The following is a 303-nucleotide window of genomic DNA, read 5'->3' on the forward strand; positions in this document are numbered from 1 at the left end:
CATGACGCTCCGGTGGAAACGGGGTCCGTCCAGAAGGGGAATCACAAGTGATCAAGAAGATTATGGCCGTGACGACGATCGCCGCCTCCGCCGTCGGAGCCTCGGCGGCCGTCGCACCCCAGGCGCTCGCCGACGACGGTGGCACCACGTCCTTCAGCGGGACCGACGCCCACCAGGTGTACGGAAACTCGGCCACGTACGGCAACATGAGCCCGCAGATGGCGCTGATCCAGGGCTCGCTCAACAAGCCGTGCATCGGCCTGCCCCTCAAGGCCAACCTCGGCGGCGCCGGGCTCATCGGCG

The 303-nt window shown here is 67.7% G+C and carries 1 protein-coding gene; it reads left to right on the forward strand.

From position 1 onward, the window contains the following. Positions 1–47 precede the first annotated feature (47 nt). Positions 48–303 (forward strand): rodlin (locus tag PUR53_RS08205; protein WP_329907871.1); only part of this gene is annotated, 256 nt, incomplete at its 3' end.

It is taken from the genome of Streptomyces sp. SP18BB07 (assembly GCF_036322545.1).
GTDB lineage: Bacteria > Actinomycetota > Actinomycetes > Streptomycetales > Streptomycetaceae > Streptomyces > Streptomyces deccanensis.